Origin of the sequence: Capnocytophaga sp. CM59, from assembly GCF_000293175.1 — a bacterium.
Taxonomy (GTDB): domain Bacteria; phylum Bacteroidota; class Bacteroidia; order Flavobacteriales; family Flavobacteriaceae; genus Capnocytophaga; species Capnocytophaga granulosa.
The window spans coordinates 14,560-39,543 of record NZ_ALNN01000037.1; the positions used below are offsets into that span (position 1 = coordinate 14,560).

Genomic DNA, 24,984 nt, shown 5'->3' on the forward strand with positions numbered 1-24,984 from the left:
CTGAAATGATGCGTTATATCCACTTAACTCTGGCTATTATAGCCTCTTTATTCTTTGCCTTGGCCGCGGTAACAGGGGCTATTATAGGCCTAAATAATATAGACAGACAATATCCCTCCTATAGGGCGGAACATCTTGACCAAATTACTTTAGCTCAATCCATCGCTGGGGTCAGGGAGGCCTATCAGGAAGTTAATTCCCTTACCATAGACCCGCGTGGCTTTGCCGTAATCAAGGCAACAGACAAGGAAGGGAAAGAAGTTAATGCCCATATAGACCCACTCACAGGCAAGGTCTTGGGTAAGGTAGAGGAGCGCTCGGCTTTTGTCAAATTCATGATTTCCCTACATCGCTCTTTGGAGCTAAAGAATGTGGGGCGCATCATTATGGGCTTTATTGCACTTTGCTTGGTCTTTAGTGTGCTTTCAGGGCTTATGCTAATCTTTAAAAAACAAAACGGAGCGAGAAACTTCTTTAAGAAGACGATAAAGGACGGTTTCTCTCGCTATTATCATACTGTTTTGGGTAAGTGGCTACTTATTCCGCTGCTTATCTTAGGTCTTACTGGTACTTATCTGGTATATAACCGCTTCTTAGGAGAGAAACCAAAGGAAAAATACGAGGTAGATTATGCTGTAGAAGAATCCTACGATGGGGAAGACCCTATGGAGGTACAGCAAATAGCCGTACTTAACCAAATTACCTTGGACAAGGTGGTGAGTGTAGAGTTCCCTTTTGACACCACTTATGAGGATGCCTATTTGGTAAAGCTCAAGGATAGGGAACTGGTGGTAAGCCAGTTTACAGGCCATGTGCTGAGCGAGGTAGCCTATCCTAAAACACAGGTTTTTGCCCGCTTTTGTAAGGACTTACATACAGGACGTACCAGCGCGTGGTGGGCAGCTATTTTGGTTATCGCTTGTGTGGGGATGCTCTTTTTCATCTATACAGGTTTTGTCATAACCTTCTCCCGCAAGTCGGTAAAGGTACGCAACACCTGCACTCCCGCCGAGGCGGAATATATCCTACTCTACGGTTCAGAAGGCGGCAATACCCTTTCGGTAGCTCAAAAGGTCTTAGCCCAACTACAAGCCTTAGGAAAGAAAGCCTACTTGGCACCACTCAATAGTTACCAGACCTATCCTAAGGGCAGCCATTTGCTTATATTTACCTCAACCTATGGGGTAGGGAATCCTCCGAGCAATGCCGATCAATTCCTATCTCTATTGCGTACAACTCCACAAGGTGCCCTATCTTGTAGTATAGTAGGATTTGGCTCCAAGCTCTATCCTGATTATTGTGCTTTTGCTTTTGCTATAGAGGAGGCACTCAAAGAGGCCTCTTGGGCGACTTCTCTGCTGCCTGTACATACGGTCAATGACCAATCCTCGGCGGAGTTTGTAACTTGGGTAGCCGCATGGAATGGGCTGAGTGAACTTGCCTTGGAGACTACTCCGTCCTACTATGAGGGAGAAAGAGCTGCACTGACAAAGATAAAAGTAGTGGAAGCGGCTAAGGAAACAGCTCCTGAGGAGACATTCTCCTTGGTACTACAGACAAAGCGACGTTTTACCTCTGGAGACCTCTTAGCTATCTATCCCGATGGCAAGCAAGAACGCCTTTATTCTATAGGGAAAGTAGGGGGCAAGTTGCAACTAACCGTTAAGCGACATGTACACGGATTAGGCTCAGGCTATCTCTACCAGCTCAAGAAGGGGGAGACTTTCTTAGCGCGAATCGTCCCTAACCCATCTTTCCGTTTTCCTAAGAAAGCCAAAAAGGTAGTGCTTGTAGCCAACGGAACAGGGGTAGCACCTTTCTTGGGTATGGCCGACCAAAACAAGCAAACGGAAGTCTATGTATATCTAGGACTAAGAAATAATGATGCTACGGCTGCCGAGTATCGTCGCTTCTTTGAAGCACAACAACAGAAAGGAAAGATCAAGCAGTTCTCTCTGATCTACTCACGGGAGACCGATGGAGGCTATGTAACCGACTTGCTTAAGAGGGATGCTGCACTACTTACAGAGGTACTAACCAGTGATGGGGTGGTGATGATCTGTGGTTCTTTGGATATGTATAAGGACGTTACCGCTTGGCTTGGAGAACTCACCCCCTTCTCAGCGGATTATTACAAGGCCAACGGACAACTATTAGCTGATTGTTACTAAAATGACCAAGCATTACTATAACTGCCTACTCTTAGCCCTTGGGATTGGAGTAGGCTCTTGCTATACATGGGGCTGGGGGTATTACCTTGCCTTGGGGTTACTCTTTGTGGGGTTGCTCTCTTGGGGGGTGTTTGATATCCGTTTAGGCTATTTTGTGCCTACTCTTTGTCGTTTGAAAAATAAGCAAAAGCGGCAGGTGGTACTTACCTTTGACGATGGGCCTACGGAGCTAACGCCGCTATTTTTGGATTTACTCAAGCGATATGAGGTTAAGGCTATTTTCTTCTGTATAGGCCGACAAATAGCGCAATACCCACAGATAGTCCAGCGTATCAAGGACGAAGGACACCTCATAGGCAATCATACCTATAGCCATACCCCCAAAAACTGCTTTGCCTCCTCGGCTGTTATGACCCAAGAGATACAACAAACCGATGCTCTTTTAGCACAATTGGGGATAGTAACCCCTTATTTCCGTCCTCCTTATGGGGTTACCAATCCACATATAGCCAGCGCTGCGAGGCGTACAGGAAAGAGGGTCATAGGCTGGGATATACGTTCGCTGGATACAGTTATAAAAGACGAAACTCGGCTGTGGAGCCGAGTTGTCTCTAAGTTAACCCAAGGGAATATCATTCTCATGCACGATACTTCCGAGCGTACCCTCCATGTATTGGAGCAGCTTTTGAAATATCTCAAAGCAAATGATTATCAGGTGGTTTTGGATTTGTAATTGTTACTCTGTAAGAGTGTAATATACCATAAGTTTTAGTTTTTTACCTTCAGGAACTTGGTTGCCATTGCCATAAACTACTGTATAGAGGGTGTTTTCAGCGTTTCCTAAGACGGTTTTCTTAACCTCATTGGCACTATTCTTATAAGAGATACTTCTCATAGCCGAAACAGTACTTTTGGTATCTTGGGAGAGGTGAGTGGAGACGGCCAAACCTATCTTCACATTGTCAGAACCATTCTTTACAAGGCTTGTAAGGTGGTCGGTTAGGTAAAAATGATAGTAATAATCTCCCTTGCTATCTTTTGTCAGGCGCCCAATAGAGACAATATCGTTGCTGGAGGTATTGCCAGAAATCTCAGCGCTATAGTCATATAGAGGGAGGCCTTTGGTAGCATTGTATATGAGTACATAGGGAGGTTGTTGGGTGAGATCTACCTTAGTTTTATCCACATATAAGTACAAATCAGCCTGATTGATGATCGGTTTTTTAGCCTTAAGCATCTGGAAAACAGGGTTGTTCTCAGGTATGGTCAGTTCGGCTACATAGCCCTGTCCGCCCTTGAGGTAGATAGCATCTTGAGAGGGAGAAACTGTATCATCGGAAATGGTGTATTGGTTAAAGCTGATACCCCCTAAGGAGAGTTCGTAGGACTTCTTCTTGGTATAAGTGTTGTTGTCCTTTTGGAACTGATAGTTATACACTACCTCAATCTTAGCATTTTTCAGATTGATAAGTGCCAATAGTCCAGAGGAGAAGTTGGCCGTAGAAATCACCAAGCCATTGAGAGCTTGGCGGAAGCTGTCGTTACTACTAAGCGAGCTATCACCTTCCTTGTCCAAGAGCAGACTTTGGAAGAGGGTAGGGGAGAGTTCTATACGATAACCAGGAGCAAGGTGGTCTTTCTCCTTAGTTGCCTCATTGGTCTGGGTAGTAGGGTCGTCAAACTGATAGCGAACAATAGGATTGTTGCTCACTCCTGCTACGGTGACCTCGGCCAAGGTTGCGGCAGTAGGGAATACTTCGTTGGAGTAATATACCTGTGATTCCAGTTGGCTATTGATATCCCTTAGGTGATGGTTGAGTTGTTCGACCTTCATGGTAAAAGACGCCTCTTTTCCCCCATAGATAGAGTCTAGGGTATAAGTTTTGATAGTCTTTTTAGCATCGGAGGGGTCTTGTATATTCTTCTCTGTAGAAAAGAAAGGCAAATAGAGGTACACCTTTTCCACGGTCTCATTCTCATTGTAGGAAGAGGCCTCTTGCTCTTGGGTTTTCTCCCCAAAGGTAGGGTTGGCACTAGAGAGTAAGGCTTGGGTTACCAAGGCCACATTGGTCGTACCGAGACTTCCCTGGGTAAGCTGGCCAAGGATCGGGTTGTTTTGGCTATTGGTCTGTATAGCACTAACTTTTATATTGTTGAACTCCAGTGCAATAGAGTCCTTTTTAGGTGTAAAGAGCGGTGTTCCCAATATGTTCCCCTCTACTTGGCGGATCTCCCCATCAGTATTGCAGGAAGTAGTCAGCACAAGAGCGGTAAGGGATAGGAAAGATAGGTATATATGCTTCATTATCAGCGGGTTGATTTAGAAAACAATGGTTTGTGTACGGTCAGCCCCTACCGATACTAGGGTAATAGGAACCTCCACTTCCTTCTCGATAAAGCAGATATAGTCCAAGAGTTCTTTAGGGAGGTCATGGGAGTTCTTAAGTGTTGAAAGGTCGGTATTCCAGCCCTTTAGTTCGGTATAGATAGGAGTGATTTCTTCGGTCTCAGTGCCATAAGGGAAGTGCTGAATCACCTCACCCTTGTAGCGATAGGCTGTACATACTTTTAAGGTCTCAAAACCACTGAGGACATCGGCCTTCATCATCATCAGTTGGGTAACACCACTTAGATGGATAGCATAGCGAAGCGCCACTAAGTCCAACCAACCACAACGGCGCTTGCGACCAGTGGTAGCACCTACTTCGCGCCCTATCTGACCGATTTTCTCACCTACTTCGTCAAAGAGTTCGGTAGGGAAAGAGCCGCTACCTACACGGGTAGTATAAGCCTTGAAGATACCCATTACATTCTTAATCTGGTTCGGAGCAATCCCCAGCCCAGTACAAGCCCCAGAGGCAGTAGTATTGGAAGAGGTAACAAAGGGATAAGTACCAAAATCTATATCCAGCATAGAGCCTTGTGCCCCCTCGGCTAAGATCTTTTTGCCTTGCTTTTGAGCATGGTAGAAAAAGTCCTCACTATCAATAAAAGTAAGAGACTTGATAAGGTCAATAGCCTCAAAGAACTCTTTTTCGAGCGCAGGAAGGTCATACTCAAGTGTAACCCCATAGAAACCAATCATGGAGAGGTGTTTGTCGGTTAGGTTACGGTAGAGCGAAAGGAAGTCTTTGTTCTCTATATCCCCGATTCTCAAGCCATTACGTCCTGTTTTATCCATATAACAAGGGCCAATCCCCTTCAGGGTAGAGCCGATTTTAGCTTTTCCCTTGGAGAGTTCGGAAGCCTGATCAAGCAGGCGGTGGGTAGGGAGAATCAGGTGCGCCTTGCGAGAGATAAGCAAGCGCTCTTTTATGTTGATACCAAAGGGAGCAAGTGCGTCGATTTCCTTTTTCAAGATGATAGGGTCAATCACGACCCCATTGCCGATGACATTGACCACATTGGGGCGGAAAATGCCAGAGGGGATAGTGTGCAAAACATGCTTAATACCTTCGAACTCAAGGGTATGTCCCGCATTAGGGCCTCCTTGGAAACGTGCGATAATATCATATTTGGGCGTAAGGACATCTACGATTTTTCCTTTTCCCTCGTCTCCCCATTGGAGACCGAGTAGTAAATCTACTGCCATTATAAATTGGTTTTAAGCTTCGTTAGTATTTTCTTTTTTATTGCGACGACCATAGAAATAGAGGGAATGGTTGTCAATGGTGATGTCAAAAACCTCCTCTATGGTCTGCTTAATAGCTTGGATACGAGGGTCACAGAACTCCACTACTTCTCCTGTATCGGTAAGGATTACATGGTCGTGCTGGCGGTCGAAATAAGACTTCTCGTAGTGGGCTTGGTTTTGCCCAAATTGGTGGCGACGTACCAGTCCACAATCCAAGAGGATTTCTATGGTGTTGTAGAGGGTGGCACGACTTACTCTATAGTTTTTGTTTTTCATTTTGATATAAAGAGACTCTATATCAAAGTGTTCGTTGCTGTCATAAATCTCCTGCAAAACGGCATAGCGTTCAGGTGTTTTGCGATGGGCATGTTCCTCTAAATATTTGGTAAAAACTTTTTTAACAATTTCTTGATTTTCTGCACTGGTTCCCATATAAAATACTTATTAGGCGACAAATTTACAAAAATAATTAGATAAGAACAAATAAATACTTTTTATTTTCTAAAGCGTTGATTATCAATTTTTGTTAGGGTTCAATTTGTGATGCATCACCCTATCCATATAGTCCTGTACGAAGGCTTGTAGGTCTTTTATGCCCTTTTGTATTTCGGCATTATCCTCTTTGCCCCATAGGTTGTGCTTGAGCGCCTCATCTTCTTTCTTATAAATTCCATTGACTTGGCCATTTTCGTCAAGGATATAGATGTAGTTGCCTTGCTTCATTTGGTACATCAGGGCGTTGGAGATAAAGGCACGGGGGGTCTCATCGGGCTTGTCGGCAAAGACACTACGTCCCCATGAGCGGAAAGGCTTCTGATAGCCCATCAGATCCACTAAAGAGGGGTAGATATCTATCTGCTGGCTAATCTCGCTATAACGCTTGGTAGGCACCAAGTCAGGATTAGGACTATAGAACATAATGGCTGCTCCCATATTGGTGATCGCCTGTTTGTAACGCTCGTAATAGGTCTGGTTGGGGTGGTCATTGACAAAAACAAAGATTGTATTCTCAAACCAAGGTTGCTTCTTGGCACAAGCAAAAAACTGCTTGAGCGAATAATCTGTATAGCCAATACACTGGTGAATCTCCAAAGTGCCTTTGTCAAATTTTCCCTCGTATTGCTTGGGAATCTGGAAAGGATGATGAGAGGAGAGTGTAAAGATATTGCCTAAGAAAGGCTGTTTTTTCTCCGATAAAGTGCGACACATATACTGGAAGAAAGGTTCGTCCCAGATACCCCAGCGGCCGTCGTCATCGGCATCGTTGTTATACTCTGTCTTTCCATAATAATGATCAAAGCCCAAGATATTGGAAAAACCTAAGAATCCCATAGAGCCATTGGGAGCCGAGTGGAAGAAAGAGGTATCATAGCCCATCTCCTTGGCAATGGAAACCAAAGACTGAGTAGGCTGTTTCACATAAGGGGAAGAGGTATAAGCTACCTGAAAGGAAGGAATCCCAGCGAGCATGGAGGACATGCCATGAATAGACTGGCGCCCTGTACAATAGGCATTGTCCAAGACAAAGGAATGCTGGGAGAGCGAATCCAAGAAAGGAGTGTAGGACTTGAAATTGGGGATATCCCCCTTGGTATTCATACAACCCCAATACTCCTTACCGAAACTCTCTAAGATAAAGAGCACTATATTGGGCTTTTGCTTAACCTCACGAGTGTATTGCTTGATTGGTTTGAGGGCTTCGTTGATATAATCCTCGGTTACAAAGTGGTATTCCTTGAATCCTTTGTTCTTTCCTAAGCTGCGGATAAGGCAGAAAGGCGTGTTGAGAATAGCATCGGCTTGGGCAGAGATATTGACATGTCGGCTAGCATCGAGCATATTGATAGGGCGCGTATCGGTAGTGAATCCTCCTCCTCGAATAGCCATCATAATAAGGGTGCCAAAGCCTAAGAAGCAGAAGATGGAACTGCTGTAGTAAACTTTCTTGCTAGTAATAGGCGCTGGCTGTACTTTTACACGCTTATACAAGAAAATCCAAAGGCCTATGAGAAAGAAAAACCAAAGGAATAAATACCAATAATCGCCTAAGAAAGGAACAATCAGCTTAGCTATATTCTTTTCGTGTTCTATCACAGCAAAAGAAGCGGTAGTAAGTCGTGATTTGCTAAAGGGGTAGTATGCCATATCAATAAAATTGGTGGCATAAGCAATGATATTTGGTATAAAATATACCCAAAAGACTATCTTTTGAAACTTAGGATGCTTATTGTACCACAGCGGGAGCAAACTCAGTAGTATAAAGAGCAAATTCACATACATAATAGCGCAATTATCAAAGGCTAAACCATAATAAAATAGGTCAAAGCCACGATAATCACTCATGACATCGTGATTGAAATAGATAAATAAGCCGCGAGCTATCGCATAGAAGAAATAAATGAGGAAAATGCGATATAAAAAGACCAAATATTCGTTGATGCGAACAGACTTCATAAGAAAAGGGATTAAAAAAGTAAAAAAAGGTACTACTTTAGAACAAAGTAGTACCCTAAAACAAAAATTATGAAAAAAACTAAACCACTATTGTTCTTTTTCCATCTTGTCTTTGAGTTCTTGGAGTACGTCCAAGTCCCCTAAAGTAGATTTCTCTACTTGTTGTGCAGGCTGAGCTGCGGCTTCTTTTACATTCTTTTCTTCTTCTTCCTTGAAGATAGCTGTATGAGAAGCTACGACACGCTTGAATTCCTTGCTGAACTCAATGATCTTGAAATCAGCAGTATCTCCCTTGCCTAATTTCTTGCCAGATTCAGTCTCTAAGTGGCGAGAAGGAACGAAAGCAAGAATATCCTCATTGAAAGGAACAGTTGCTCCTTTGTCAGTGATTTTGGAGATAGTACCTTGGTGGATAGTACCTACAGCAAACTCGTTTTCGTATTTGTCCCAAGGATTAGGTTCTAATTGCTTGTGGCCAAGGGCGAGCTTACGGGTATTTACATCAAGTTCGAGAACTACTACGTCCATTTTATCTCCTACAGAGCAGAATTCAGATGGATGTTTGATTTTCTTAGTCCAAGAAAGGTCAGAGATATATACCAATCCGTCAATACCTTCTTCCAATTCTACGAATACACCGAAGTTGGTGAAGTTACGTACGGTACCAGTATGCTTAGACCCTACAGGATATTTAGCAGTGATGTCAGTCCAAGGATCGGTAGTGAGTTGTTTGATACCCAAGGACATTTTTCTTTCGTCTCTGTCTAGAGTAAGGATTACCGCTTCTACTTCATCACCTATATTTACGAAGTCCTGAGCAGAACGCAAGTGAGTGCTCCAAGACATTTCGGAAACGTGGATAAGACCTTCTACGCCATCGGCTACCTCTACAAAAGCACCGTAGTCAGCGATTACCACTACTTTACCTTTTACTTTATCACCTACTTTAAGGTCATCAGAAAGGGCTTCCCATGGGTGTTTTTGAAGTTGTTTCAATCCTAATTGGATACGAGACTTGTTGTCATCGAAGTCAAGGATAACCACATTGATCTTTTGGTCAAGCTCCAATACTTCGGTAGGATGGTTGATACGAGACCAAGAAAGGTCGGTAATATGGATAAGTCCGTCTACACCGCCAAGGTCAACGAATACTCCGTAAGAAGTGATATTCTTCACAACCCCTTCGAGTACTTGTCCTTTTTCGAGCTGTCCGATGATTTCTCGTTTTTGCTCTTCAATATCCGCTTCGATAAGTGCTTTGTGAGATACCACAACGTTCTTGAATTCATGGTTGATTTTCACTACCTTGAACTCCATAGTCTTATTGACAAATTGGTCGTAGTCGCGGATAGGTTTTACATCGATTTGAGAACCAGGTAAGAAGGCTTCGATACCGAATACATCTACAATCATACCTCCTTTGGTTCTGCATTTTACGAAACCATTTACGATTTCGCCACTTTCGAAGGCAGCATTGACTCTGTCCCATGCTTTGATGGTGCGAGCTTTCTTGTGAGAGAGAACGAGTTGTCCAGTTTTGTCTTCACGGATATCAACCAATACCTCTACTTTGTCGCCAACTTTTAGGTTAGGGTTGTAGCGGAACTCATTGAGGGAGATTACTCCTTCGCTCTTAGCGTTGATGTCAATGATCGCTTCACGGTCAGTAAGGTGAGTTACAGTACCGATCACAAGCTCATCGGCTTGGGTATCCACGAAGTTTTCTTTAACAAGGCGTTCGAATTCGTCCAATTTGTTTTGGTCTACTTGGTCAATACCTTGCTCGTACTTAGTCCAGTTGAAGTTATCCAACTGTTCTTGTTGTTCTTTAGTAATTTCAGCCATTGCTGATAAATAAGGATTAGCTATGTAATAGGCCAAGGGCGGGGAGCTGCGGATCACATAGTTTTAGTGATACATAATTTAATTAAAAAATCATCTTTCCCTTGCGTAGCTCAAAGATTTCGCAAAGGTACGATTTTATTTTGGAATGACCAAATAAAAAATGCTTTTTGTTAGGATTAATTTATGTGTTAAAAAAATATATTATTTATTGAGAGGTTGAGAAAAAAATGTATTTTTGCCACAATAATTAGTAAATACTTTTAAGATGAGAAAGATTGTTTTATTATTAGTAGCAACTACCCTTTCGCTGGTAGGTTGTACCAAAGGTGGAGATGAGCTAGCCAAATCAAACCTTAGTGCTACTATGACTGCTCAGCTTGACCCAGTGCTTGACGGGAGCCTCTACCCCTCGGCTGTTTATAGTATGGCTCAGATAAAAACAGTTGATAAGAATACGCTTACCTATTTTGACCTTTCTATAGATAGTGAAACGGATTTCAAAGGGAAAATAAGGGTAACCAACGATAAGTTTATTCATGAGACCCTTATTGAAAAAGACTTTCGTAAAGGAATGAATAAGGTTTCAGTAAACCTATTGTGGAAGTATGATGATTTTATAAAATTCCAAAACCCTGGTATCACACATTTTAGCTTTCAGCTGCTTGACCGAGAAGGTAAGCTGGTCACCAATACAGATGTGGAGGTACCTTACCGAAGTGTAAGCGAATGTGTTTTCGCTTTGAAATATGGAAACCAAGTAGCCGATTTTCGTCCTTTCTTTGCTTCTTATGTAAATGAAGATAGTAAGCTCATAGATGCTTTCCTAAGTGAAGTATACAACGAACATAATGAAGTGTATAAAGAAAAAGATAACCTACAACTCAAATATGGATGGGCAGGCTATCAGGGAGGAGCTGATTATGCAGACCTACAAGTAGCGGCTATTGTAGCACATCTGATGCGAAAAGGTATGAAGTATAGCAATATTACTGATACAAGCAATGCTACCACTAAGGTATATAGTCAAAATGTGCGCTTTATCAATGAAACTCTTGCACTGAAAAATGCTAACTGTGTAGATGGAAGTGTACTTATGGCCAGTATTTTGGAGAAAATAGGTATTCGCTGTTTCTTAGTAGCGATTCCAGGACATATGTATATGGCTTATAGTAGAACAGGAAAGACAAAACCCATAGCAGATGATATACAATATGTGGAAACTACTCTAATAGGCTCAAAAGATATTGAAGCAGTTTTTGGAGATAAAAATGATCAGGATCAAGCATTTATAGGTATCAGAGCCGCAAGAGAGTTAGGGATAAAGCCTATCCAATAATAAAGAATACCATAAAACCCAAAAAAATAACGCCCTGATTATCAGGGCGTTATTTTGTGACCTCGACAGGATTCAAACCTGTAACCTTCTGAGCCGTAATCAGATGCGCTATTCAGTTGCGCCACGAGGCCAATTCTTATTTCGGGTGCAAAGGTACAGCTTTTTTTTGAAATAGCAAGCGATTTCTCGAAATATTTTTATATTTTTTCACAACTAGCTGATAATTAGTTTGTTGCAAATGTATTTTTAGGGATTATATACGTGTAATCTTAGCGCCGATGGCCTTAAGGCGTTCTTCTATGCGCTCATAACCGCGGTCTATCTGCTCTATGTTGTGGATGGTGGAGGTGCCTTTGGCAGAAAGAGCAGCGATAAGCAAGGCGATTCCGGCACGAATATCGGGAGAGGTCATGGTGGTGGCTCTCAGTCGGGATCTGAAGTTGTTGCCTATCACTACAGCACGGTGGGGATCACAGAGGATAATCTTAGCCCCCATGTCAATAAGCTTATCCACGAAGAACAAGCGGCTCTCGAACATCTTTTGATGGATGAGTACCTCGCCTCGTGCCTGAATAGCAGTTACCAAAATGATACTCAACAGGTCGGGGGTGAAGCCTGGCCAAGGAGCATCATATACGGTAAGGATAGAGCCGTCAATAAAACTCTGGATTTCGTAGCCATTGGTATGGGCAGGGATATAGATATCATCGCCACGGCGCTCTAAGCTGATGCCTAAGCGTTCGAATATAGAAGGGATAAGACCTAAGTGCTCCCAACCCACATTCTTAATGGTTAGTTCACTCTTTGTCATAGCCGCCATACCTATCCAGCTACCGATCTCAATCATATCGGGTAGGACACTATGGGTACAGCCACTGAGTTGCTTAACCCCATGAATGGTCAGGAGGTTGGAGCCAATGCCTTCTATCTTGGCACCCATGCCCACTAGCATATGGCACACCTGTTGCAGATAGGGTTCGCAGGCAGCATTGTATAGAGTCGTGGTGCCCTCGGCTAAGGAAGCTGCCATGATGATATTGGCTGTACCTGTAACAGAGGCCTCATCAAGGAGGATATAGTTGCCTTTCAGACCATTGGGAGCAGAAACAGAGTAATAATGTTCGTGCTCGGAATAGGTAAAGGTAGCCCCTAGTTTCACAAAACCATCAAAGTGGGTATCCAATCGACGACGGCCGATTTTGTCACCTCCTGGCTTGGGAATACCCCCATAGCCAAAGCGTGCTAAGAGCGGTCCTAGAATCAGGATAGAGCCACGTAGGCTTTGGCTTTGCTTGGCAAATTCTGGGCTAGATAGGTAGTCCATATTGATATCATCGGCCTGAAAGGTATAGGAGCCTTTGGCTAATTTCTGAATCTTCACACCTAGATTCTCCAATAGTTGGATGAGTTTGTTCACATCCAGTATATCAGGGAGGTTGTGAATGGTTACCTTTTCATCGGTCAGTAGTACAAGGCAGAGCACCTGTAAGGCCTCGTTCTTTGCGCCTTGTGGAGTAATCTCTCCATGCAGGGGGTGTCCCCCCTCTATTTTAAAACTTTCCATGGCTTATTTCTTTTTTCCCTTGGGATAAGTGTTTTTCTTAGCCGCAACAGGGAGGTTGTTTTTCTTTTGGTAATGGGTAGGTTTGGAATTGAGATTTTCTCGTGTACTTCCTAAATCTATCTTTCCATCGCTTAGCTCATAGAGGTGGTCAAAGATGATCGTATCCTCCACGTCTTCTTTATTCCAAGTAAGGAAGCACTTTTTCATATGGTTGGCAATAGAGAATTTCAAGGCTGTTTTCAGGTCACCCTCTTCCCACTGATTACATATCTGAATCATTTTCAGTATGTTGTTCCCGTAAAAACGATATTTGAGACGGTGCTGAGGGAGAGCCAATCGCTCAGGTTTTGGGGTGGTAGATTCACGCGTAGGCCGCTCGAAGGGGGAATCTACATCTATCTGGAAATCAGACATTTTGAAAAGCTGATCCCAGAGTTTATGTTGGAAATCAGGCACGTCTCTCAAGTGAGGGTTCATGTTGCCCATCACAGCGATGATGGCCTTGGCAGTGTTGTTGCGCTCAGTACGGTCGGCTATTTTCACGGCCTTTTCTACCATCTTCTGTATATGTCTCCCATACTCAGGGATGATAAGCTCATTGCGCTCGGTGTTGTACTCTAATAAATTTTGTTCCATACTACTTAATTAATGACTAATGACAAGTGACAAGCGACGAATATTTATTGTTAGTCGTTTGTCGTTTGTCATTATTTTTGTATTTTTGCCTTTGTAAATCACAGATATGCAATACACACTCTCTCAGATAGATAGCATAGCGGATACCTTTGTAAAAGAGGTACTCCCTCACTCGCAGAAGGTGTTACTATTCCAAGGGGCTATGGGAGCAGGTAAAACGACCTTTATCAAGGCGCTATGCCGAAGCCTAGGGGTTGGTGATCGAGTGAGCAGTCCTACCTTTTCCTTAGTCAATGAATATCAAGCCCATGAGGGGAAAGTCTTTCACTTCGACCTCTATCGTATAGAAGAGGAGCAGGAAGCACTTGACTTTGGGATAGAGGAGTATTGGGACTCAGGAGCTTGGTGCTTTGTGGAATGGGCCGAGCGTATTCCCTCATTACTTCCCTTACACTATACGGAGGTACAACTCACAGTGATAGATGAAACTACCCGTAGTCTTACGGTGGTACAGCATAATTAATGAACGTTATATGAATCTACTCAGGCGCTTTCTTTTTTTCTTTTTTGGCCTTGCTATAGGCAGTGTTTTTGTGATGTTCTTCTTTCAGCGTAAGGGGACAGAGTTCTGCTATTTGCCCAACTGTAGGGTGCTGAAGGACTTACGTTCAAAACCCTTGACGCTTGCCGAATCCTTGAAGGATTACTCGGTGGAGCAACTCACACCTCTTTTTCACGATGGAGATATAGACTTCTCCCGTAGTGATACCCATTCGGCCTGTCGTACCTATATTATAAAAGGTGAAGACACCGCACATACACCTATGGAAATTACCGTGGAGAGTTGTGCTAAAAAAGCAACCATAACAGCAATTAAGCCTTTGCAATAAGAGCCTTAGGCCATTTCTCGTATCTTATGCCCTATCTCCCATAGGACAATACCTACACTTACGGCAATATTGAGCGAATGCTTGGTACCGTATTGGGGTATTTCTATGGCATGTTTGCTCAGGGATACCGCTTCTTGTTGTACGCCATCTACTTCATTACCGAATATAAGAGCATATTGTACCCCCTTTTCTGGGACAAAGCATTCTAAGGAGGTGGCTCCTTCTATCTGTTCTATGGCTATGGTCTGTACCTGCTGAGAGTGTAAGTCAGCGAGTAAGGCACATACATCGGGGGCGTATTCCCATGCCACACTCTCGGTTGCTCCTAAGGCGGTTTTGTGTATCTCCTTATGAGGCGGACAGGCAGTGATACCACAGAGGTAGATCTTCTCTATCCTAAAGGCATCAGCAGTGCGAAATACAGAGCCTACATTGTTGAGACTGCGAACGTTGTCCAAGATTACAATCACAGGAATCTTCTCGGCCTCTTTGTAGGCTTGTACACTTAGGCGGTGTAGTTCTTCATTGGCTAATTTTCTCATGCCTTAAAAACGATATACCAATTCCAATTTGTGGTCATTGAGCGCCTTCTTAGCACGCTCATAGTCAGGGGTAAAGCCCAATATATAGCCCCCCCCTCCAGAGCCACATAGCTTTAGGTAGTAATCACCAGAATCTATGCCCTGTTGCCAAAGGCTATGGAACTGCTTGGGGATCATGGGTTTAAAGTGGCTGAGGACGACGCGTGAGAGTTTTTTTACATTGACAATCAGTGTTTTGAAGTTACCTTGTAGGAAATTCTCGATGCATTCGTCGGTATATTTAGCAAATTGTGTTTTGAGCATATTGCGGAAGCCCTCATTTTTCATCTTTTCCATGAAAATCTCAACCATAGGAGCTGTCTCTCCTATCATACCGCTATCTAAAAGGAATACGGCTCCTTTGCCTTCTTCCAAGGGGGAAGGAATCCCTGTAGTCTCAATCATAGAAGAGGAGTTGATGAGAATGGGGATACTCAAGTAACTATTGAGAGGGTCTAAGCCAGAGGATTTTCCATGGAAGAAAGATTCCATAAGAGAGAAAATCTCCTTGAGTTTCAATAATTTTTCTCTGTTAAGAGAGGAAGACGTTGCTATCTTGTCTATCGCATAGGTATCATAAAGGGCGGCCACAAGGGCACCGCTACTGCCTACTCCATAACCTTGTGGAATACTGCTGTCAAAGTACATACCCTCGGCTATATCCTGCTGCATACGCTCTAAATCAAAGCGTACAGGAGTGTCTTCTCGCTGAGAGATTTCCTTGAGATAATCAAAATATTGGCTCAAAGAAAGGTTGGATTGTCGCTCCACATCACCCATATCGCTGGGGGAGGTTTTCTTTAGCGTACCATTGTAGGAGTTGTAGGGAATGGCTAATCCCTTGGAATCCTTGATAATGCCATACTCTCCAAAGAGGAGTATTTTTGAATAGAAGAGCGTTGAATTCATTGAGTTAAAAAATACGGCTTTCGGAGGGCAAAGATACAAAAAAATTAATTAGCAAATGCGTTAATTAGCAAATTTGTTAATTTAATTTGTCAAAGATTCAATGAGCAAATTTGCTAACTTACCCATTGACAAATTAAAAAAATGTTTTCCTTTGGGTATTTGATATTATTTTTTTGTATCTTTGCCCCTTGTAACACCTGACTAAATATTTTCCATGAAAAAAATACAACTATTAGCCCTCGTATGCCTTTCTTATATGGGGGATACCCAGGCGAGACATGTCATAGATAGTATAAAACCTCAAAAGTCTATTTCCCAACGCGTAGCACCGCCCGATAGCCTTTCGGTGAATACGCCATTGCGAGAGGGGCTGCTGCAACTCAGGGACGACAACAAAGTCCTAAAGTATGATAAGAAATGGTTAGACGAACTCTCCAATCGTTCACTCTTTCCCCTTATGCAGAGTGATGTGGAGAGTACCCCAACGGGGACAGTCTCCTATGATGAACTACCTACTGAAGTGCTCAAAGAACGTTTGGCACGCTTAGACCAAAAAACTCCCTTTCATATAGAATACAACCCGATTTTAGAGAATGTGATTAAGAATTTTCTCAAAAATCGCCGCTCTTCTCTGCAACGATTGATGAACATCAGTCAGTACTACTTTCCCTTATTTGAGAGAGAACTTATCAAAAACCAAGTACCTAAAGAAATCAAATACTTAGCTATAGTAGAATCGGCACTGAACCCTAAGGCTACCTCACGTATGGGTGCCAAAGGATTGTGGCAATTCATGTACTACACAGGCAAGATTTACGATCTTGAGGTAAATAACTATGTAGATGAGCGCTCAGACCCCGAACGCTCTACCCAAGCGGCAGCACAGTACCTTAAGAAACTCTATAGTGTGTTCAACGATTGGGATTTGGTTCTTGCCGCCTACAACTCAGGCCCTGGCAATGTAACCAAAGCTATGCGTCGCTCTGGAGGAAAAACTAACTACTGGAATCTGCGCCCTTATCTGCCTAATGAGACAGCGGGTTATGTGCCTGCTTTCTTGGCTACGCTCTATATCTTCGAATATGCCAAAGAACATGGTTTTCAGGTAGAAAAACGCGAAAAAGTATTCTTTGAGACCGATACAGTACAGGTAAAACGCAATATTTCTTTCAAGGATGTAGGTGAAGTAGTGGGGATGACAGAGCAAGAAATAGAGTTCTTCAACCCTTCTTATTCGCTAAATATCGTTCCTTATATAGAAGGAAAGAACTACGGCTTGCGCTTGCCTGTGGAGGCTATAGGCAAGTTTGTCAATAACGAAGATATCATCTATGCCTATCTAGACCAAGAGGCTTCCAAGCGTGAGAAACCGCTTCCTGAAGTGGTATCCGCTGCTCAAGCAAAAGCAAATAATAAGATAACCCATAAAGTGAAGAAAGGGGAGACCCTCGGCCGTATTGCCTCCCGCTATGGAGTAACAGTCAATCAGCTGAAAAAATGGAATAAGATCCGGGGCAATAGCGTCAAGACAGGCCAGCGTATAGTGATTCACCGATAATAAGGTATGAAAAAAATACAATATATAGAAAATATACTTGACCTTGTGGGGCATACTCCCTTGGTCTCTCTTGAGAAGATAGCTGCACCTATGCAAGGACGCTTTTTTGCTAAGGTAGAAGCCTTCAACCCAGGGCATTCGGCCAAAGACCGTACAGCCCTACATATCATAAATGATGCAGAGGAAAAAGGCTTACTCTCTCCTGGGGGGGTAATCGTAGAGACTACCTCTGGTAATACAGGCTATAGCTTGGCCATGATTGCGGCCATTCGTGGTTATCGCTGTATACTAGCCGTAACGGATAAGTCCTCACAGGACAAGATAGATATGCTACGTGCCCTTGGAGCCGAGGTACATGTATGCCCTGCTTCAGTAGCAGCCGATGATCCACGTTCTTATTATGAAGTAGCTAAACGTATCCACAAGGAAACGCCTAATTCTATCTATATCAATCAGTATTTCAATCCGCTGAATACCGAGGCTCATTACCTAAGTACAGGAAGGGAAATTTGGGAACAGACCGCAGGGGAGATTACACACTTGGTAGCATGTAGTGGTACAGGAGGTACCATCTCAGGAATAGCGCGCTATCTTAAGGAGCAAAATCCAAAAGTGCAAGTCATAGGAGTAGATGCCGATGGTTCACTCATCAAGAAATACTTTGATACAGGAGAGATAGACAAGGGAGAACTACACCCTTATTATATAGAGGGCTTGGGGAAGAATATGATTCCTGGCGCCTTGGATACCAGTGTTATAGATACCTTTATCAAGGTCAATGACAAGGAAAGTGCCTTGGCTGCACGTGAGATTAGCCGTAGGACAGGAATCTTCTGTGGGTATACCTCTGGAGCGGCTTGGGTAGCTACTCAAAAATATAACCAAGACAGCCCTTTCTCCCCTGAGAGTGTAGTGGTAGTTGTCTTCCCTGACCATGGTTCTCGCTATATGAACAAGATCTATAGTGACAAGTGGCTCAAGGAAAAGCTCGATATTAATTAATCAATTTTTATATTATGACCATGATGAACTTCTCTTATGCTAAAGAATTAGAGATGATCACGCAAACGGCTGCGGCCTTTGCCAAACAATATATATTGCCTTACCGTAGTGAGTGGGACAAAACCCAAGAATTTCCTGTGGAGGTTTTCCGCAAGGCAGGCGAATTGGGTTTCATGGGAATTCTTGTCCCTGAGCAGTACGGTGGCTCAGGCTTGGGCTACCACGAATATATAACCATAGTAGATGAAATCTCCCAAGTGGATCCCGCCATTGGGCTTTCTATAGCGGCACATAATTCCTTGTGTGTAAATCATATACTTACCTTTGCCAACGAGAAACAGAAACAACGTTGGCTTCCAAAACTCGCCACAGGAGAGCATATAGGAGCATGGGGGATTACCGAGCACAATACAGGTTCCGATGCGGGAGGTATGCTCACTACAGCCGTTAAGGACGGTGCAGAATGGGTACTTAATGGAACGAAGAACTTTATCACTCATGCTATTTCGGCCAATGTAGTGGTGGTTATCGCTCGTACAGGAGAGAAGGGGGACAAACATGGGATGACATCTTTTGTAGTAGAGAGAGGTACCCCAGGCTTTACCAATGGGAAGAAAATAGACAAGATGGGGATGCGTGCCAGCGAGACTGCGGAGCTTGTATTCCAAGATTGCCGTATTCCTGACGAAAACCGCTTAGGAGAAGTAGGAGAGGGTTTTATTCAAGCAATGAAAATACTTGACGGAGGGCGTATCTCTATCGGGGCGCTTTCTTTAGGAACGGCTAAGGGAGCGGTAAAGGCAGCCATACAGTACGCCAAGGAGCGTACTCAGTTTGGCAAGCCGATTATTGCTTTCCAAGCGATTGGCTTTAAGCTCGCGGAACTCTCCACTGAGATAGAAGCGGCGGAGCTCATGCTACATAAGGCAGCACACCTGAAACAAACCCATCAGCCTGTTACCCAACAAGCAGCCATGGCCAAGCTCTATGCTTCCGAACTCTGCGTAAAGGCGGGCAACGAAGCTATACAAATACATGGAGGTTATGGCTACACAACCGACTATCCTGTAGAGAAATTCTACCGTGATGCGAAACTATGTACCATAGGCGAGGGTACTTCTGAGATCCTTAAACTCGTGATTAGTAGAAAACTGTAATTAATGATTAATGTCACTAATGATTAATGCCACTAATGATTAATGTCACTAATGATTAATGTCACTAATGATTAATGCCACTAATGATTAATGCTAGTCGTAATTAATCATTAATCATTAACCATTAATCATTGATTACTAATAACTTATAAGAATATGAAAGCAAAGACTGTAGCAGCATCTCGTTCGGTGTCTACCGACTTGGTATTACCCAATGAGACCAATCATTATGGTAATATGTTTGGGGGGGAACTTTTGGCACGTATGGACAGAGTAGGTACTATAGCCGCTGTACGCCATTCGGGCTGTGTAGTCGTAACGGCCGCGGTCAATTCCGTTTCTTTCAATAAAATCATTCCTCAGGGGAGTATGGTTACTATAGAAGCCTCCCTTTCGCGCGCCTTTACCTCGTCCATGGAGGTGTATATAGATGTCTGGGTGGAGGACTCCGCCAGTGGGGAGCGTGTCAAGTCCAATGAGGCTATCTATACCTTTGTTGCCCTCAATGCAGAAGGCAAACCTGTGGCTGTACCAGAGGTAATACCCGAGACACCTTTGGAGAAAGAGCGCTATGAGGGTGCCCTTAGGCGCAAGCAATTGAGCCTTGTGCTAGCAGGACGTATCAAGCCACACGATGCCACTGAACTCCAAGCACTTTTCCAAGAATTAGAGAATCAATAATCATAGCGATCGCCCCATAAGGATTTTAAATAAGCCTTTAGGGCGTTTTCTTTGGGGTTATCACAAGGTTCGTATAGGGTCATACCCTGGAGCGCATCGGGCATAAAATCTTGGAAAACAAAGTTATAAGGGTAGTCGTGGGCATACTTGTAGTCTTTGCCATAGGATAGCTCTTTCATCAGTGTAGTGGGAGCATTGCGCAGGTGTAAGGGCACAGGTAGGTTGCCTTGCTGCTTGACTAATTGTTGCGCCTTGCCAATAGCCTTATAGGAAGCATTACTCTTAGGCGATGAGGCCAAGTAAATGGCACATTGGCTTAGGATAATCCGAGATTCAGGATAGCCAATGACAGTTACCGCTTGGAACGTATTATTGGCCAAAACCAGCGCCATAGGGTTGGCATTGCCTATGTCCTCACTGGCCAAGATAAGCATACGCCTTGCGATGAACTTGACGTCTTCTCCGCCCTCGATCATACGGGCAAGCCAATAAACGGCTGCATTGGGATCGCTACCCCGTATGGACTTAATAAAGGCTGAGATAATGTCGTAATGTTGCTCGCCTGTTTTGTCATAGAGTACCGTGTTCTGCTGTACAATTTCCAAAACCTTGTCGTTGGTAATAACGATTTCTTCTCCCTGGGCAAAAGTGTTGACAATCAGCTCGAAAGTATTGAGCAATTTGCGTCCATCACCATCGGAAAGCCTTAGCAGCGCTTCGGTTTCTTTGAGGGTGATGTGTTTTTGTTTTAGTTCCACATCCTGCTTTATAGCGCGATCGAGCAGCGCCAAGAGGTCTTCTTTCTCAAAAGGCTTGAGGGTATATACCTGACAGCGGGACAGCAGTGCAGGAATCACTTCAAAACTAGGGTTTTCCGTTGTAGCCCCAATAAGGGTTACCCAGCCCCGCTCTACTGCCTCTAAAAGAGAATCCTGCTGGGTCTTGTTGAACCTATGAATTTCATCAATGAAAATGATGGGGTTGCGAGCGGTGAAGAGGCCTTGTTCACGCTTGGATTTCTCTATAATATCCCTAACCTCCTTGATTCCACTACTGATAGCACTAAGAGAGAAAAAAGCACGCTGGCTCTCCTTGGCAATGATGTAAGCCAAGGTAGTCTTTCCGGTGCCAGGAGGCCCCCAGAAGATGAGCGAAGGGGTAATTCCCTTTTCTATTTGCATGCGTAGAGCACCTTTCTCTCCTACAAGGTGAGATTGGCTGATGTAGTCGGCAAGGCGTACAGGACGCATACGCTCGGCAAGTGGGCGAGAGTCAAACATCTAATTTAGAGTAAAAGATAAAAAGTAAAAGGTAATAGGTAAAACTTATAAGAGCATTTTACCTATTACCTTTTTACTCATTTAAAATTATTTTTTAAAAATTTCTTCTACCTTGTGCAGTAGGGCAGGGAAGGTATGGAAACCGTCCTCTTCCTTGAAGTGCCCTCCGTGAGGGTAGCGTATCAGTACACTATCCAAATGGCGGGAGAGGTCATCTATCATCTGGTAAGGAACGCTTTGGTCATCCAAGGCAGCAAATACATAGGAGTTTTCCAGTGGTGCGATAGAGGGCTGTGCCTTGTATAGTGTGATGAAGGGGTCAAGCTGTGGCAAGCGCTTGAGCGGCTCATCAAAGCCTGATACCAAGATCGTACCTAAGGCCTTAGCACCTGTGTTGGCCAAGTAGGTGAGTACGGAGACACACCCTACACTATGGCCTATGAGTACCGTTTGGTCATCCATATGAATTTCCTTCTTGAGGAACTCCAACCACTCCTCAGCCTTGGGGGCAGTAGGGTTGGGCATTGGCAAGCAAAAACAAGAGATATTTCTCTTGGCTAATTCTCCCACAAGATAAGCAAACCAGTGCTTATCCAAAGCGGAATTAAGTCCGTGTACTATGTAAACTTTCATGATATATGGTTATTTTTCGTCACCCATTTCTGCTTCAAGAGCAGCATTTTGAGCGCGATATACCCCTCCTTCGAGCTTGCTTCGGATGGCTGAGAAAGCCTCCAGCGTACGCTCTATATCCTCCATGGAGTGGGAGGCAGTAGGGATAATGCGCAAGAGTATCATACCCTTAGGAATTACAGGATAGACCACTATGGAGAGGAATATGCCGTAATGTTCGCGTAAGTCATTGACCATAGCCATAGCTTCAGGGATACTTCCTTCTAGGAAGACAGGGGTTACACAGGTGTTGGTGCTACCTATGTTGAACCCTCTGGAGCGAAGGCCATTCTGTAGGGCATGTACATTGTCCCAGAGTTTTTTTCTTAGCTCTGGCATGTTTTGTAACATCTCCAAGCGCTTGAGACCTCCTTTGACAAAGATCATAGGGAGGGATTTGGCAAACATCTGGGAGCGTAGGTTGTACTTGAGGTATTCTATGATCTCCTTATCGCCCGCTACAAAGGCACCGATGCCAGCCATGGATTTGGCAAAGGTGGAGAAGTATAGGTCTATCTGGTCTTGTACGCCTTGTTCTTCGCCAGTACCAGCGCCTGTCTTGCCAAGCATACCAAAGCCGTGGGCATCATCTACCAATAGGCGGAACCCATATTGCTCCTTATAGGCGAGGATTTCCTTGAGCTTACCTTGCTGGCCACGCATACCGAATACGCCTTCGGTGATGACCAAAATACCTCCGCCAGTGGTTTCCGCCAGGCGCTTGGCACGTTCTATATTCTTAGCAAAACTCTCTATATCATTGTGTTGGTAAGTGAATCGCTTTCCAAAGTGTAGGCGTACCCCGTCAATGATACAAGCATGACAATCGGCATCATATACAATAATATCATTTTTGGTAACCAAAGCGTCAATGATAGAAACCATTCCTTGGTAACCGAAATTAAGTAGGTAAGCTGCCTCCTTGTGGACAAACTTGGCCAAGCGTTGTTCCAATTCCTCATGTAGGGTGGTGTGTCCACTCATCATACGGGCACCCATAGGATAGGCTGCCCCATACTCAGCCGCAGCATCGGCATCGGCTTTACGCACCTCAGGATGGTTGGCCAGCCCCAAATAATCATTAATGCTCCAGTTGAGCACTTCCTTCCCTTGGAATTTCATATGAGGGCCAAGAGCACCTTCTAATTTTGGGAAAACATAATAACCTTCAGCATGCGAAGCCCAGCGGCCTATATTGCCTTTGTTGGTCTTTATGTGATCAAATAAATCCTTCATTTTTTTAGTTCTTAAAGACGGTACAAAAATACGCAATTATTTTGGGTTAATATACTTTTTTTGAAAAAATCTTTGTTTTTGTTTGTATATCCCAATCTTTTGTTGTACTTTTGCCACATATCATATGTTTAACTTTTGTAAGTTATGGAAGAACAGTTTGATACCAGCAAAGCCGCTATGTCCCGAAGGCTTAATGAAGTATTCTTGTACATACGAAAAAATACAGAATATGTTACCCAAACCCTTTTCGCTCAGAAGATTAAGGAACCTCGCAGCAACCTATCGGCTGCCCTCAACGGTAATGAGAAGTACATGACCGAAGGGGTAGTCAAAAAAGTAGTAGCGGCCTTTCCTGAAATAGACAAGGAATGGATGCTCTCGGGTCGTGGAGAGATGCTTGTGGAAGGAGACTATGAGGATGGGGGCGCGTTTCTCAAGGCTGAACGAGAGAAATATGGCCTTACCCTAACGGATATATACGAGCATACCCATATCCCAGTGAGAAAGCTCAAGGCCTATGAGATGCACGAGGAAGAGATGCCAGATAGAACCCGTGCCCTCTTGGAAATCTATTTTGATCAAGTGGCCTATGAGTACGAAAGTCAAGATGATGAGGATCTAAATATCCCAATTCTAAAGACAGAAGTAGTCTCTTCCTCGGTGAAAGTGCCTTATTATGATGTGGATTTCGCAGGGGGCTGGTCTACAGAAGAGCTTTTCTCACAGTCTAAACCCTCCTTTATCATCAGCTCGCCTGACTTTGATAGGGCTGATTTCGCTTGTAACCTCATAGGGAACTCCATCTCCCGACGTATCCGTAGTGGTTCTGTTATAGGGCTGAAACGTATAGAGGACTGGCAAACGTACTTTCCGACCAACGAACTCTATGGGGTGATTACTAAAAACCAAATTCGCACGGTGAAAATCGTCAAGCGCAGTAAGCAAAAAGGCTTCTTGGAACTCATACCAGATCCCCTGCCAGAGCTTAATAACCCTCCTTATGAGCCTGAACTTATTCCGATGGCCTATGTAGTGGAGTTCTATCAGGTAGTGGCGTGGGCGTTTTTTGAGAGAATCGCTATGTAAGTGAAGAGTGAAAAGTGAAGAGTGAATAATTACTTTTCACTCTTCATTTTTCATTTTTTACTTATTTAACGTGAGTTCGATGTAAGCAAATTATATTTTTCTCCCACAGATTCCACGGATTTTCACGGAGAGAATGATACAACAACTAAGTATAACTCCTTAATTCCCACGGATAAATAAGGCCTTTGGCCTTATAAAAATCTGTGTAAATCGCAACAGCACAATTACACAAACATAGAAAATCTGTGAAATCCGTGAAAATCTGTGGGAGCTTTCGTTATATCGAACTCAC

The 24,984-nt window shown here is 43.7% G+C and carries 22 protein-coding genes and 1 tRNA gene; 10 read left to right on the plus strand and 13 right to left on the minus strand.

Features of this window, described 5'->3' with window-relative positions:
* Positions 1-5: 5 nt before the first annotated feature.
* Entirely contained in the window at positions 6-2,171 is a 2,166-nt protein-coding gene (locus tag HMPREF1154_RS08915; protein ID WP_232211990.1) for a PepSY domain-containing protein, read from the plus strand.
* A gap of 1 nt (position 2,172) precedes the next feature.
* Positions 2,173-2,904, plus strand: a complete 732-nt coding sequence (locus HMPREF1154_RS08920) for a polysaccharide deacetylase family protein (RefSeq protein ID WP_009642254.1) — start codon at positions 2,173-2,175, stop codon at positions 2,902-2,904.
* A gap of 3 nt (positions 2,905-2,907) precedes the next feature.
* On the opposite strand, the gene HMPREF1154_RS08925 is transcribed toward HMPREF1154_RS08920, so the two are convergent.
* The 5 genes from HMPREF1154_RS08925 to rpsA form a co-directional block, all read right to left on the minus strand.
* A complete protein-coding gene (locus HMPREF1154_RS08925; RefSeq protein ID WP_009642276.1) occupies positions 2,908-4,476 on the minus strand; it encodes a DUF4270 domain-containing protein in 1,569 nt (522 codons plus the stop codon).
* Positions 4,477-4,491: 15 nt separating this feature from the next.
* Complete coding sequence (locus HMPREF1154_RS08930; RefSeq protein ID WP_009642265.1) at positions 4,492-5,763, minus strand: adenylosuccinate synthase; 1,272 nt, start codon at positions 5,761-5,763, stop codon at positions 4,492-4,494.
* A gap of 12 nt (positions 5,764-5,775) precedes the next feature.
* The gene (locus HMPREF1154_RS08935; RefSeq protein ID WP_009642261.1) at positions 5,776-6,237 is read right to left on the minus strand and encodes a Fur family transcriptional regulator; all 462 of its coding nucleotides are present in this window, start codon (positions 6,235-6,237) and stop codon (positions 5,776-5,778) included.
* Positions 6,238-6,321: 84 nt separating this feature from the next.
* Positions 6,322-8,259: an LTA synthase family protein gene (locus HMPREF1154_RS08940; protein ID WP_009642283.1), complete on the minus strand. Its 1,938-nt coding sequence runs from the start codon at positions 8,257-8,259 to the stop codon at positions 6,322-6,324.
* A gap of 87 nt (positions 8,260-8,346) precedes the next feature.
* Positions 8,347-10,104, minus strand: a complete 1,758-nt coding sequence (rpsA, locus tag HMPREF1154_RS08945; RefSeq protein ID WP_016420824.1) for a 30S ribosomal protein S1 — start codon at positions 10,102-10,104, stop codon at positions 8,347-8,349.
* Positions 10,105-10,369: 265 nt separating this feature from the next.
* Here rpsA and HMPREF1154_RS08950 point away from each other — a divergent pair, with 265 nt between their 5' ends.
* A complete protein-coding gene (locus tag HMPREF1154_RS08950) occupies positions 10,370-11,440 on the plus strand; it encodes a hypothetical protein (protein WP_009642257.1) in 1,071 nt (356 codons plus the stop codon).
* A 57-nt stretch (positions 11,441-11,497) separates the two neighbouring features.
* On the opposite strand, the gene HMPREF1154_RS08955 is transcribed toward HMPREF1154_RS08950, so the two are convergent.
* The 3 genes from HMPREF1154_RS08955 to HMPREF1154_RS08965 all read right to left on the minus strand — a co-directional run bounded on the left by HMPREF1154_RS08955 (position 11,498) and on the right by HMPREF1154_RS08965 (position 13,640).
* A tRNA-Arg gene (locus HMPREF1154_RS08955) sits at positions 11,498-11,571 on the minus strand.
* Positions 11,572-11,693: 122 nt separating this feature from the next.
* Positions 11,694-13,004, minus strand: a complete 1,311-nt coding sequence (gene murA, locus HMPREF1154_RS08960) for a UDP-N-acetylglucosamine 1-carboxyvinyltransferase (RefSeq protein WP_009642284.1) — start codon at positions 13,002-13,004, stop codon at positions 11,694-11,696.
* 3 nt (positions 13,005-13,007) lie between these two features.
* Positions 13,008-13,640: a DUF4290 domain-containing protein gene (locus HMPREF1154_RS08965; RefSeq protein ID WP_009642251.1), complete on the minus strand. Its 633-nt coding sequence runs from the start codon at positions 13,638-13,640 to the stop codon at positions 13,008-13,010.
* A 106-nt stretch (positions 13,641-13,746) separates the two neighbouring features.
* Between HMPREF1154_RS08965 and tsaE the strand changes: the two genes are divergently transcribed.
* Together tsaE and HMPREF1154_RS08975 are read left to right on the plus strand one after the other, a co-directional pair.
* Complete coding sequence (tsaE, locus tag HMPREF1154_RS08970; RefSeq protein WP_009642288.1) at positions 13,747-14,163, plus strand: tRNA (adenosine(37)-N6)-threonylcarbamoyltransferase complex ATPase subunit type 1 TsaE; 417 nt, start codon at positions 13,747-13,749, stop codon at positions 14,161-14,163.
* Between the two features lie 10 nt (positions 14,164-14,173).
* Positions 14,174-14,530, plus strand: a complete 357-nt coding sequence (locus HMPREF1154_RS08975) for a hypothetical protein (protein WP_009642268.1) — start codon at positions 14,174-14,176, stop codon at positions 14,528-14,530.
* Between the two features lie 5 nt (positions 14,531-14,535).
* On the opposite strand, the gene HMPREF1154_RS08980 is transcribed toward HMPREF1154_RS08975, so the two are convergent.
* The gene (locus HMPREF1154_RS08980; protein WP_009642253.1) at positions 14,536-15,072 is read right to left on the minus strand and encodes a TrmH family RNA methyltransferase; all 537 of its coding nucleotides are present in this window, start codon (positions 15,070-15,072) and stop codon (positions 14,536-14,538) included.
* A gap of 3 nt (positions 15,073-15,075) precedes the next feature.
* Complete coding sequence (locus HMPREF1154_RS08985; protein WP_009642272.1) at positions 15,076-16,020, minus strand: mevalonate kinase family protein; 945 nt, start codon at positions 16,018-16,020, stop codon at positions 15,076-15,078.
* A 214-nt stretch (positions 16,021-16,234) separates the two neighbouring features.
* Here HMPREF1154_RS08985 and HMPREF1154_RS08990 point away from each other — a divergent pair, with 214 nt between their 5' ends.
* The 4 genes from HMPREF1154_RS08990 (at position 16,235) to HMPREF1154_RS09005 (ending at position 20,418) form a co-directional block, all read left to right on the plus strand.
* The gene (locus HMPREF1154_RS08990; protein ID WP_009642267.1) at positions 16,235-17,578 is read left to right on the plus strand and encodes a lytic transglycosylase domain-containing protein; all 1,344 of its coding nucleotides are present in this window, start codon (positions 16,235-16,237) and stop codon (positions 17,576-17,578) included.
* A gap of 6 nt (positions 17,579-17,584) precedes the next feature.
* Positions 17,585-18,580, plus strand: coding sequence for a PLP-dependent cysteine synthase family protein (locus HMPREF1154_RS08995; RefSeq protein WP_009642255.1), 996 nt, complete (start codon positions 17,585-17,587; stop codon positions 18,578-18,580).
* Positions 18,581-18,603: 23 nt separating this feature from the next.
* The gene (locus HMPREF1154_RS09000; RefSeq protein WP_198004483.1) at positions 18,604-19,737 is read left to right on the plus strand and encodes an acyl-CoA dehydrogenase family protein; all 1,134 of its coding nucleotides are present in this window, start codon (positions 18,604-18,606) and stop codon (positions 19,735-19,737) included.
* A gap of 156 nt (positions 19,738-19,893) precedes the next feature.
* Entirely contained in the window at positions 19,894-20,418 is a 525-nt protein-coding gene (locus tag HMPREF1154_RS09005; protein WP_009642264.1) for an acyl-CoA thioesterase, read from the plus strand.
* Here the strand turns inward: HMPREF1154_RS09005 and HMPREF1154_RS09010 are convergent.
* From HMPREF1154_RS09010 to HMPREF1154_RS09020, 3 genes are all read right to left on the minus strand, one after another.
* Complete coding sequence (locus HMPREF1154_RS09010; RefSeq protein ID WP_009642285.1) at positions 20,412-21,698, minus strand: replication-associated recombination protein A; 1,287 nt, start codon at positions 21,696-21,698, stop codon at positions 20,412-20,414. The two genes, HMPREF1154_RS09005 and HMPREF1154_RS09010, sit on opposite strands and share 7 nt — an antisense overlap.
* Before the next feature lie 87 nt (positions 21,699-21,785).
* A complete protein-coding gene (locus HMPREF1154_RS09015; protein WP_009642281.1) occupies positions 21,786-22,331 on the minus strand; it encodes an RBBP9/YdeN family alpha/beta hydrolase in 546 nt (181 codons plus the stop codon).
* Positions 22,332-22,340: 9 nt separating this feature from the next.
* Positions 22,341-23,606 carry an aminotransferase class I/II-fold pyridoxal phosphate-dependent enzyme gene (locus HMPREF1154_RS09020; RefSeq protein ID WP_009642280.1) on the minus strand — a complete coding sequence of 422 codons (1,266 nt, stop codon included), beginning with the start codon at positions 23,604-23,606 and terminating at the stop codon, positions 22,341-22,343.
* A gap of 144 nt (positions 23,607-23,750) precedes the next feature.
* Between HMPREF1154_RS09020 and HMPREF1154_RS09025 the strand changes: the two genes are divergently transcribed.
* Entirely contained in the window at positions 23,751-24,692 is a 942-nt protein-coding gene (locus HMPREF1154_RS09025) for a hypothetical protein (protein WP_009642278.1), read from the plus strand.
* Positions 24,693-24,984 lie beyond the last annotated feature (292 nt).

Bases quoted from the DNA above. Each gene is read 5' to 3' on its own strand.
- HMPREF1154_RS09015 (WP_009642281.1), bottom strand. From the start codon at position 22,331: ATGAAAGTTTACATAGTACACGGACTTAATTCCGCTTTGGATAAGCAC.
- HMPREF1154_RS08985 (WP_009642272.1), bottom strand. From the start codon at position 16,020: ATGAATTCAACGCTCTTCTATTCAAAAATACTCCTCTTTGGAGAGTAT.
- HMPREF1154_RS09020 (WP_009642280.1), bottom strand. From the start codon at position 23,606: ATGAAGGATTTATTTGATCACATAAAGACCAACAAAGGCAATATAGGC.
- HMPREF1154_RS08995 (WP_009642255.1), top strand. From the start codon at position 17,585: ATGAAAAAAATACAATATATAGAAAATATACTTGACCTTGTGGGGCAT.
- HMPREF1154_RS08950 (WP_009642257.1), top strand. From the start codon at position 10,370: ATGAGAAAGATTGTTTTATTATTAGTAGCAACTACCCTTTCGCTGGTA.
- HMPREF1154_RS08920 (WP_009642254.1), top strand. From the start codon at position 2,173: ATGACCAAGCATTACTATAACTGCCTACTCTTAGCCCTTGGGATTGGA.
- HMPREF1154_RS08980 (WP_009642253.1), bottom strand. From the start codon at position 15,072: ATGAGAAAATTAGCCAATGAAGAACTACACCGCCTAAGTGTACAAGCC.
- HMPREF1154_RS08915 (WP_232211990.1), top strand. From the start codon at position 6: ATGATGCGTTATATCCACTTAACTCTGGCTATTATAGCCTCTTTATTC.
- tsaE (WP_009642288.1), top strand. From the start codon at position 13,747: ATGCAATACACACTCTCTCAGATAGATAGCATAGCGGATACCTTTGTA.
- HMPREF1154_RS09000 (WP_198004483.1), top strand. From the start codon at position 18,604: ATGAACTTCTCTTATGCTAAAGAATTAGAGATGATCACGCAAACGGCT.
- HMPREF1154_RS09005 (WP_009642264.1), top strand. From the start codon at position 19,894: ATGAAAGCAAAGACTGTAGCAGCATCTCGTTCGGTGTCTACCGACTTG.
- murA (WP_009642284.1), bottom strand. From the start codon at position 13,004: ATGGAAAGTTTTAAAATAGAGGGGGGACACCCCCTGCATGGAGAGATT.
- HMPREF1154_RS08975 (WP_009642268.1), top strand. From the start codon at position 14,174: ATGAATCTACTCAGGCGCTTTCTTTTTTTCTTTTTTGGCCTTGCTATA.
- HMPREF1154_RS09010 (WP_009642285.1), bottom strand. From the start codon at position 21,698: ATGTTTGACTCTCGCCCACTTGCCGAGCGTATGCGTCCTGTACGCCTT.
- HMPREF1154_RS08990 (WP_009642267.1), top strand. From the start codon at position 16,235: ATGAAAAAAATACAACTATTAGCCCTCGTATGCCTTTCTTATATGGGG.
- HMPREF1154_RS09025 (WP_009642278.1), top strand. From the start codon at position 23,751: ATGGAAGAACAGTTTGATACCAGCAAAGCCGCTATGTCCCGAAGGCTT.
- HMPREF1154_RS08965 (WP_009642251.1), bottom strand. From the start codon at position 13,640: ATGGAACAAAATTTATTAGAGTACAACACCGAGCGCAATGAGCTTATC.
- HMPREF1154_RS08940 (WP_009642283.1), bottom strand. From the start codon at position 8,259: ATGAAGTCTGTTCGCATCAACGAATATTTGGTCTTTTTATATCGCATT.
- HMPREF1154_RS08930 (WP_009642265.1), bottom strand. From the start codon at position 5,763: ATGGCAGTAGATTTACTACTCGGTCTCCAATGGGGAGACGAGGGAAAA.
- HMPREF1154_RS08935 (WP_009642261.1), bottom strand. From the start codon at position 6,237: ATGGGAACCAGTGCAGAAAATCAAGAAATTGTTAAAAAAGTTTTTACC.
- HMPREF1154_RS08925 (WP_009642276.1), bottom strand. From the start codon at position 4,476: ATGAAGCATATATACCTATCTTTCCTATCCCTTACCGCTCTTGTGCTG.
- rpsA (WP_016420824.1), bottom strand. From the start codon at position 10,104: ATGGCTGAAATTACTAAAGAACAACAAGAACAGTTGGATAACTTCAAC.